Source organism: Prevotella dentasini JCM 15908, from assembly GCF_000614065.1.
In the GTDB taxonomy this organism is placed as follows: domain Bacteria; phylum Bacteroidota; class Bacteroidia; order Bacteroidales; family Bacteroidaceae; genus Prevotella; species Prevotella dentasini.
In genome coordinates this window covers 82,299-92,271 of record NZ_BAKG01000012.1, presented here as the reverse complement: position 1 = coordinate 92,271, position 9,973 = coordinate 82,299, and the positions used below count along the sequence as shown (strand labels likewise).

At 53.6% G+C, this 9,973-nt stretch carries 5 protein-coding genes; 3 read left to right on the top strand and 2 right to left on the bottom strand.

The genetic code is table 11. The features are described from left to right. Window positions 1-256: 256 nt before the first annotated feature. Both JCM15908_RS12990 and JCM15908_RS07525 read left to right on the top strand, forming a co-directional pair. Complete coding sequence (locus JCM15908_RS12990) at window positions 257-961, top strand: alpha/beta hydrolase-fold protein (RefSeq protein ID WP_234396411.1); 705 nt, start codon at window positions 257-259, stop codon at window positions 959-961. A 116-nt stretch (window positions 962-1,077) separates the two neighbouring features. Further along, entirely contained in the window at window positions 1,078-2,172 is a 1,095-nt protein-coding gene (locus tag JCM15908_RS07525) for a lactonase family protein (RefSeq protein ID WP_025002881.1), read from the top strand. 370 nt (window positions 2,173-2,542) lie between these two features. Here the strand turns inward: JCM15908_RS07525 and JCM15908_RS07520 are convergent, their stop codons facing one another. After that, a complete protein-coding gene (locus JCM15908_RS07520; protein ID WP_036892954.1) occupies window positions 2,543-4,330 on the bottom strand; it encodes a fibronectin type III domain-containing protein in 1,788 nt (595 codons plus the stop codon). 830 nt (window positions 4,331-5,160) lie between these two features. On the opposite strand from JCM15908_RS07520, the gene JCM15908_RS07510 reads away from it, so the two are divergent. Further along, window positions 5,161-9,603: a choice-of-anchor J domain-containing protein gene (locus JCM15908_RS07510; protein ID WP_025002878.1), complete on the top strand. Its 4,443-nt coding sequence runs from the start codon at window positions 5,161-5,163 to the stop codon at window positions 9,601-9,603. Here JCM15908_RS07510 and JCM15908_RS14615 read toward each other — a convergent pair. Beyond that, window positions 9,567-9,788, bottom strand: coding sequence for a hypothetical protein (locus JCM15908_RS14615; protein WP_148295550.1), 222 nt, complete (start codon window positions 9,786-9,788; stop codon window positions 9,567-9,569). The genes JCM15908_RS07510 and JCM15908_RS14615 overlap by 37 nt on opposite strands. Window positions 9,789-9,973: the final 185 nt, after the last annotated feature.

Sequence of the window (9,973 nt, the reverse complement as noted above, 5' to 3'; positions counted from 1 at the left end):
TCCGCAACAGACGGTCAAGAGACTGTCTGGCGGAAAAGCGAGTGCAAAGGTACAACAAATATCAGTACAAACCAAACAATCAGGGATTTTTTTCTAATATTTTTTTACTTTCACACTCAAAAACGACTTTTGCAAAGTATTAAAAAAGGCCATACAAACACCAAAAATATTAAACAAAGGAAGTTCCCGACAACCTTTTTACGGTAATTCTAAGATTAATTCATACTTTTGCAACAAACAGAAAAAACAATCAAAAATGACACATCAGAAAACCATTTCCTTCATAGGCTCACACGAATGTACCGTTTTCCACCTCCCATCTGCCCCTAAGGAAGAGGCCGGGCAACCGTTTTCCGTACTCATTCAGCCCGTAGACAGTCACGATTTAGGAGAATTAGACAAAGAGATAGCTTTCATAGAGCAACATTATGGGAATAATTTCCTGTTCGCTGCCTTTAAGATACAGAAATGGAACGAGGAACTGACTCCATGGGAGGCCCCACCCGCCTTTGGGAAAATTCCTTTTGGGAACAAAGCACCTTCCACCTTATTATATATAGAGCACGAACTCATCCCTGCTATCCGTCGTCTGTACGGATTGGAACAAAGCCAAACACGGTACTATCTCGGCGGCTACTCGCTTGCCGGACTCTTCGCCCTTTGGGCATCCTACCAGTCCACATCATTTCACGGCATAGCATCAGCTTCTCCCTCCGTCTGGTTCAAAAACTGGCTCGACTACGCTGCCCAACGCTCTCCCACTCTCCAACTGGCCTACCTTAGCCTTGGCGACCGCGAGGAGCACACGAAAACGGAAATCATGTCGCACGTAGGAGAATGTATCAGGCGGCAATATGAGCTATACCGCAAAGCCGGACACACTGCACCCTTGAGTGGAACAAGGGCAACCACTTCCAAGACAACGGCGAACGGACAGCCAAAGGATTCGTCTGGCTATTGACCAACAGCCACGGAAGAAGCTGACAAATAAACGAAAAGGCCATTTCGCGTACAGCCGGCAAGCAGACCGACAAGCAACACATACAAAGAACATAAATAATATAAGAACTGTTGAAAATGAAAACCAAAAGCATCTTACTGGGACTATGCGCCTTGGCTGCAACATGCGTGCAGGCTGGCAATCCCCTAAAAATGGCAGTAGGAACCTATACCGACACCAACAGCCGGGGCATCTACTCCTTCGATTTCGACCAAAAGACGGGCAAGGCGACCAGCCTCGGTGTTCTCGACCTGAAGAATCCTTCCTATCTCACCTTTTCCAAGGACGGAAAATATATTTATGCCGTCAGCGAGACCAACGACAAGAAGGCGTCAATCAACTGCATCTCCTTCAATCAGAAGGACGGAAAAATGAAACTGCTCAACACGCAACCCACAAACGGGGAAGCCCCCTGCTATGTCGAGGCAGACGAAAGAATGGCCATAACAGCCAACTATAGCGGAGGCAGCATGAGCATCTTCCCCATCCTGCCCGACGGAACACTCGACAAATGCCAGAGACTATTCGGCGGACACACAGGCGGACCTGACCAGACACGGCAAAACCGCCCGCACATCCACTGCGTGAAGCTGACCCCTGACGGCTATATCTTCGCTACCGACTTCAGTGCAGACCAAATCCTGCGCTTCAAATATTCCAAAGAGTCTGGCTACATCTATATAGACGAGGCTCCGATAGCAGCCAAAATCGGCAAGGACTCAGGGCCGCGGCATCTCACCTTCTCCCCTGAGGGCAAGCATGCCTACCTGATGAACGAGCTTTCTGGACGGGTAACGGTATTCGACCATGCCGACGGAAGACTGACCGAGATTCAGTCTGTCCCGACAAACAATGCCAAGTCGCGCGGCGGTGCCGACATACACGTCAGTCCCGACGGAAAGTTCCTCTATGCCAGCAACTGCCTGAAAGCCGACGGAATCGCCATCTTCAAGATAGACAAAGAGACCGGCAAGCTGACAAAGACCGGCTACCAGACGACCGGCACCCACCCACGCAACTTTGCCATCACCCCTAACGGCAAGTTCCTTCTGGTAGCCTGCCGCGACTCCAACAAGATACAGGTATTCAGCCGCAATCCCGAGACAGGACTGCTCAGCGACACCCATCAGGACATCAAGCTGAGCAAGCCCGCCTGCATACAATTCGGATAAGCCCGAAGGCAGTCGCCGGAAAAGAGTCCTGCACGGTTTCCGTGCAGGACTCCTGCGTTTTGCACAAGAACCTGACCTCCCCCGACTATCTCCAAGAAATAGCCTGAACCGTCAGCTTGGGCCATAGAACAAGCCTCTTTACCATACACCCCTTGCCGGTATGGACGCAACGGAAGAACGGCAAAAGGATTTATCCGGCTGCTCTCTACGAATGTTCAGGCAACATAGGCAAAACATCAAAGGCATCACTATCCTTTCGTCCTCCCCACGCTCGCAACAGGAATGGGGCGACGCCCTGAAAGCACCGCCCCGATTGGTAGTAAAAAGGAACAAAATACCTGAAACTCTTAGTGGCAAATCAAAAGCCGGACTACAATATAATCTTTTGCGTGTAGGTGTGTCCGCCTGCCATAACCCTCACCAGATAGGTACCGCTTGGCAATGAAGAAGCATCTAACAGGCTGACACCGCCCGTCTTCTTGCAAAGAACACCTGCCACATCATATATTTCAACATTATCGGGAGACAAGCCGGACACTACGATATTCTTATTGTCGTCTACTCCGATTTGCACCTTGCCTGCGGCGAGACCAGAAATGCCCGTATTGGTTTTCTTTACAACCTTGAAACTGTCGAACACGCTTTCCTTTCCGTTCCCGTCCACGGTGTAGGTAACGATGTCTATGGCGTCGTTGGTTACAGCAACTGAACTGAAAGTAGGCTCGCCCGTCTGTCCGAACTTACCCGAGAACAGCCCCCAGTAGTCTTGCACGAGGTGGACAGGCTCCTCCGCCTTCATTTCCTCCTCATCGCGAGGTTCATACTTTTTCCTGCCGGCAGAGTTGTTCAGGAAATACAACGTTCCGTTTGCCACGTTGTACACTCCTCCCTGCTTGCCCGTCATGTTCTCGCGGACGCCGCCCGTCATGTCTATCTGCTCCTCAATAGCGTCGCCTACAAGCGTCTTGCTTGTGTTCACGACCGGGCCGATAACCTCATAGACATGGTCGTGCCCTTGCAGCGCGAGGTCTATCTTCAGCTCGTCGAACACAGGCAGCATCGCTTCTCTCAACGCCACTTGGTCTTTATCGCTCTGATGCGACCTGCTGCCCGTGAACATACATTTATGATAAGTGGCAATGCGCCATCTTGTACCGGGATGCTTTTCGACCTCCTTGCGCATCCATTCTGCCAAGGAGCTGAAATAGCCCTCCTTCTTCCAGTCTTCATAATTGACGACCAAGAACAGCGCATCGCCATAGACAAAGGAGTAAACCGTGCCGTCCATTGCCGTGGGCACAACTCCCGGCATGTCGTTATAGGTGGTGTCGGTATTGAAATGCAGGCTGAAATTGTTGTTCGGACTCGTATCGTGATTTCCCTGAACAGGCACAATAGGCATGGTAAGCCAGCAGTCCTGCATGGTGGAGAACCACTGTTCCCACTCCCATTCCGAGTTTTCCTTGCCTGAACTTTCCACGAAGTCGCCGTTGCAGAGAAGGAAACTCGCACCGGGTACGGTATTCAATGCCCTGTGCACCGTCTTCTGCGAGATATCGAACATCTCGGCTGTGTTTGCCTGCGTGTCGGTAATATAGACAAAGGAGAAATCGTTCTTGCCTTCTTTTGCAGTGGTAAAGGTACCTATCTCGCTCCATCCGCCGTCGCTGCCCACCCGGAAGCTGTAGGTAGTAGCAGGCTTCAGCCCCGTGGCAACAGCCTTATGGGCCGTATAGTCCTTCTTGTCGCCAATCTGAATCCCCGTTTTTCCGATTTCCTCACCGTTCTTCTTGCTGTAATAGTTCAACCGGGCATCCGTCACGTCTGCCTTGAACACCATCGTGCCGGCATTGCTGAAGTCTTCTGCGGCAGCGTCGGCCTTCTCGACGATTCGGACCTCTCCCCTTACGTCCGTGAGATTGGTGAACCAGCTGAATCCCATGCGGGTAGCCGGATCGCCGTTGTACACCATGTTGATGCTGTATGGCTGCCGGGCCGACTGCAACTTGTTGTAGGCCGCTTTCAGGCTGACCCACGACGGAATGGTGTAATCGCTCTCCCTGAGGGCAGTGATGTCCTGTGCACTCAAGCCGTTAGCCGATGCACCGATGATAAAGACAGACAGGACGAGCCTTTTGAATAGATTTTTACGATTCATTTTCTTAACATTAAATTTCATAACTTCTATACAGTCCTTGGCCTAAAGACACTGCAAAATTAATCTATCCATGTTGCATCTTCATTGCGAAAACATGAACAGAATACAAAATTATCGTTTCCTTATTCTTACAATCTCACGGAATGTAAGCTACCATATTATATGTAGACATCCGGCAAAGCGTCTGGCCCGACGACGTTCTTGCTGACAAAGAACGGAATAGGCATCAGGCATCTGCCGCCCATTCTCTCATACTTCGCAGCGTTCTGAAAAACAACAAGTTATATATAGGATACGCCAACAAGCCTATTTCGCTCCACGAAAACGGCACTTTCACGTCGTCAAAACGGCACTTTCGTTCCATGAAAGTGCCGTTTTCGTTCCACCGACCTGCCATCACTGCCTGCTTGCCCCAGACTTCCGCCCACGCTGCCCATGCCACACAGGGGGAATGACGGGCAGAGGGCGGCCTTCGCCGGCAAAGCGGACGACACCCCGGCAGGACAGACGCCCAGACCCATCAGGCGTGCAGGCAAGCCACAAGGAGGGGAAAAATGACGGAAAGAAAGAGAACCGGGAACAACACTCGGACAATGAAAGCTCCTTGAACCTTACCGCAGACAAGATGAAACCAAGTCTCGCCCTCACTCATAAAAAGGTCTTCAAAGCCACACAAAACCATTGTTTTGTGCACAAATTTCCACTATTTTCATGCTTTTCGGCAATAAATAGTAATTAAAATTAGGTTTTTTCAAAACAAATCTATATATTTGCGAAAGAGTAACATGCTTTGTAAACTATTCCTTAATTATTAATTAAAACAATCTAACATGACTAAAAGGCTCACTTACCTAATGGCAGGACTTGTCGCGGCTGCGACAGCATTGCCTGCATCGGCCCAGACGACGCCGATGAACAAAGTTCCTTTCAAGCTGACGAAGACTCTGCCCGGGCAGAAAAGTACGCAGCAACAGGTTGATCCCAAAAAGGCCTTCCCTACATTGAGGGGAATGTCGGCCATGAGCAACATCAGCCCACTCTTCAGCCGCCCAATCGTGACAGTGAGGCAGGCCCCAAGCAACAACATGCTGACGGTCAATCCAGACCTGACCATGTGGGGCAACATGACCTCCGAAAACGCGATGGGCATGTGTTCGTTCCATCCTACCCCGGCCGTCAACTTTGAACTGCTGGCCAACTACACCGACGGATTCTTCAATGGTGGCAGTGGCCTTATAGACGACCAACTTCACGGCATCTACTTCAACACACAGTATGCAAGTTTCGGTTTCATCCTCGTCTATCACTACGCCTTCGACACCAACACATGGGAACTGGCAGCCACTCCGCAGAGTACCAGCGACTACAGCCTCATCGCTACGGAGACAGCCATCGACCCCAAGACTGAGGAGGTGTTCGGACAATTCTATACGGCCGACCTGCAAAATCAGGAGTGGGGCGTAATTGATTACAGCACGCTCACCCGCACCGCCATCGCGCCATCCTCCCACTTCTACATTGCGCTGGGTATTGCGAACGACGGCTATGCCTACGGTGTTGACATCGAAGGCAGTCTCTATCAGATTGACCGCAAAACCGGCGTGGAGACCCTCAAAGGCTCAACGGGAGTCGAAGTAAAGAACTCCGAAGGAGGATACTACTACCAGAGCGGTGAGATTGACCCGGTTACCAATGACTTCTACTGGGCTTCAAAGGACAAGGACGGAAACTCCCAGCTCTACACCGTTGACCTTTCCGACGGCCACGTAACCCCGGTCGGGACGTTTGCACCAGACCAGACGCTGACGGCCTTCACCATTCCCGCACCCAAGACGGAGAGTGGCGCACCGGCAGCAGCCACCAACCTTGCAGCCAACTTTGCAGGCGCAGCCACCAGCGGCACGTTCCAGTTCACCGCCCCCAACAAGAAGTTTGACGGAAGCGACCTCACGGGCAGCCTCAAGTACTCCGTCCTGATTAACGGCGAAGAGGCAGCAAGCGGCAATGCAGAGGCCGGCAAGCAGGTAACGACCAACGTCAACGTAGACGAAGGCGTTGTCAAGTTCTCCGTTGTTACCACCAACGAGGCGGGAAGCAGCCCCAAGGCCAAACTGACCACATACGCCGGATACGACGTACCTGCAACGGTCAGCAACCTGAAGTTCAAGGTCGAAGGCGACAACAAGGTAACCCTGACATGGGATGCCCCGACGGCAGGCCTGCACAATGGCTATCTCGGCAACCTCACCTACGACGTTTACCGCAACACCGGCGGCAAGACCGAGCAGGTAGCTGACGGCATCTCGGGCACGACCTTCACAGAGACGCTCCCGAATGCAACACTGGCAAACTACTCCTACTCCGTATGCGCTGTCAATACGACCCGGAAGAGTGCACTGATAACAAGCGAGGGGCAGATTATCGGAAACGCCTTCGAGGTTCCGTTCTTCGACGACTTCGCCACCGAAGCCGATTCCAAGATTTACACCATCATCGACAAGAACACCGACGGCAGCACGTGGGAATGGATGAACCACAAGAGCAAGAACACCGTGTTCCGCTACAGGTACAATCAGGAAAAGGCTGCCGACGACTGGCTCATTTCTCCTCCTATCAACCTGAAGAAGGGCAAGGTCTATAACGTCTCCTTCAAGGCATGCGCAGGCTCGGCAAGCCAGACAGAGCGCATGGAAGTAAAGTGGGGCGCAGACAACACCGCCGAGGCAATGACGGGCAACGTTCTGCCTCCGACCGACCTCACCACGACCAAGTATCAGGTCTTCGAGCAGGAGATTACCCCGACGGCCGACGGCACCTACTACTTAGGTTTCCATGCCATTTCCGACCGCGACAAGCTGTACCTCTTCCTCGATTCCATCTCCATTGAGAGCACCATAGACGAAAATGCACCCGACGCGGTGCAGAACCTCAAGGTTACGCCCGCCCCGGCAGGCGAGCTGAAGGCTAACATCAGCTTCAAGGCACCGACCAGAACCATCAAGGGCGCAACTCTGGCAAACATCACCAAACTTGAGGTGAAGAACGGCACGCGCCTCGTGAAGAGCTTCGAGAACCCGGCTCCGGGCGCAGAGCTTAGCCTCACAGACGAAGAGCCGGCCAACGGCTTCAACACCTACACCGTCATCGCATACAACGAGTACAACAACGGCAGGAAGGCTACAGAGAAGGTCTACGTCGGAGTGGACGTCCCGGTAATGGGACCCGTCAATGCTGCCGACCTCGACACGTCGGCCAAGCTCTACTGGGACGAGGTGAAGGGAGCAAACAATGCCTTCATCGACCCGGCCAAGGTAACCTACAGCATCTACGATGTTACCGACGACGGCAACATAGGCGACCTGCTCGATGAGTTCACGGGCGTAAACGAATATACCGTTACCGGCCTGAACAACAGCGAAGGCGAACAGGCCTACAAGCAGTGGGTGCTCAACGCAAACAACACTGGCGGCTCAAGCGACTGGGCCATAGCCGCCCTCGTAGTGGGCAAGCCGTACACCCTGCCGTTCCACAACAGCTTCAAGGGCGGCTCACTCGAGAACCAGTTCATCGGCCTTGAGTACTCTTCCCGAAACGCCTCATGGAACATCAGCAAGGAAGTGGCTTCCGACGGAGACGGCGGCTCGCTCATCTTCCAGCCCAAAGAGGCAGGCAACTCCACCATCCTCACGGGCAAGATAAGCCTCAAGGGCGCGACGGCTCCCAAGCTCCTCTTCGACTATAGGGGCGACGGTGCAGACCAGAGCAAGATAGACTTGGCCTTCCAGAAGAAGGACGGTTCCTTCACCGCACCCGTATGGGCAAACAACACGGCCGAAGCAAGCTCCGAATGGACGAGCATCAGCGTGGACCTGCCGAAGGAACTGGCGAACGAAGACTACGTCATCCTGCGCATAAACGGAAGTGCCGAGACAGCGGCCATCAATCCTGTATTCGTAGACAACATCAAGATTGCAGACCCTGTCCAGAAGGATGCAGCCATCGAACTGACCGCTCCCGAAACCGCCAAGAAGGGACAGACCGTCAGCCTCAGCGTGAAGGTTACCAACCAAGGCATCGAGAAACTTGAGAACGCCAAGGTTACCGTAACCGTCAACGACAAGGTTGTTAAGGAAGAGACCATCGCCAAGAGTCTGGAAATGCTTCAGGAGGCCAAGATTCCCGTAACCTACAAGACGACCACACTCGACCCGGCAGACCAGCTCGACGTGAAGGCCACCGTTACCGTGGAGAACGACCTCGAGGCCGACAACAACGTCGCCAGCGCAACCGTCTCCCTCAGCAAGGCGGACGTGCCTGCACCGAAGAACCTCAAGGCTACCCCCGAGGGCCAAGCAGCGGTAGGACTGACATGGGAGGCACCGGCAACGACATTTGCCGAGACCACGGACGACTTTGAAAGCTACGAAGCATGGAGCCTCGACTTAGGCGACTGGACTACCGTCGACAACGACCACGGAAAGTCGGCCGGACTCAGCGAGAGCATAAGCTACGGGCACCAAGACGAGGAATATGCCTTCATGAACTGGCAGCCGGGCGACTTCTTCCAGCCGGGCGCACTTGACCCGCACTCCGGAACCAAGGCGGCCGTCGCCATCTATCAGCTCGACGAGACGGGACAGAACTTCGTCGCTGCCGACAACTGGCTCATCAGCCCGCACCTCTCCGGCCACGCACAGACCGTCAGCTTCTGGGTGAACAACGTCAACGCGAGCGACAACAGCTACGGCGCAGAGCAATTCGACGTGCTCGCATCCCAGACCGACAAGGAGACTGCCAGCTTTACCAAGATTGGCGAGACCCGCACGCAGAACTCCGGCGAATGGACGCAGGTCAGCATAGACCTCCCCGAAGGCACGCAGTACTTCGCCATCCACCACATCACCTCGGCCGACCAAGCCTTCATCTTCATGATCGACGATGCCAAGTTTGAGTCCGGCTCAGGACCTGTAGGATACAATATCTACCGCGACGGCGAACTGGTTGCCAACACCGGCAGCCTCAGCTACACCGACCAGCCAGCTGCTCCCGGCAAGTACGAGTACAGCGTAACGGCAGTCTACTCCGACGACTCGGAGTCTGAGCCTGCAAAGGCAGAGGTTGTTACCGCCATCCAGAGCCTCAACGCCGACGGCGAGACCGTCTACAACGTCTATACCACAGACGGCAAGCAGATACTCAAGGAAGCCAAGAGCCTCCGCAGCCTCGGCAAGGGCGTCTACATCGTCAACGGCAAGAAGGTCATCATCAAGTAGAATCCCCCCATGCCCCGGCCTGCACCGGCAGGCCAAGGCAGCAGACACGGCAGAGCCGCAATCCTCACCGAGGGTTGCGGCTCGTTCGTTTCCCGTCCGTCCCGGCTCCGCACGCCCCGGAGCCGCCCCTGCAAGGCATATCCCAAAAGCCGTACCGCCCAAGGAATGTCAGTCCGGGCACCCATCCGGCAATGCCCGTACCGGGATATTCACAACCGTCTCACAATAGTGAGACAATCGTCTCATAACAGTGAGACAACCGTCTCATAACAGTGAGACATATATCTTTCCTCTGCAACGACCTTACCGGATAAAGGCCTACGTCCATTCCGCTCCGGGCGGAACAGGGTTAAAGTACGCTAAAATATAC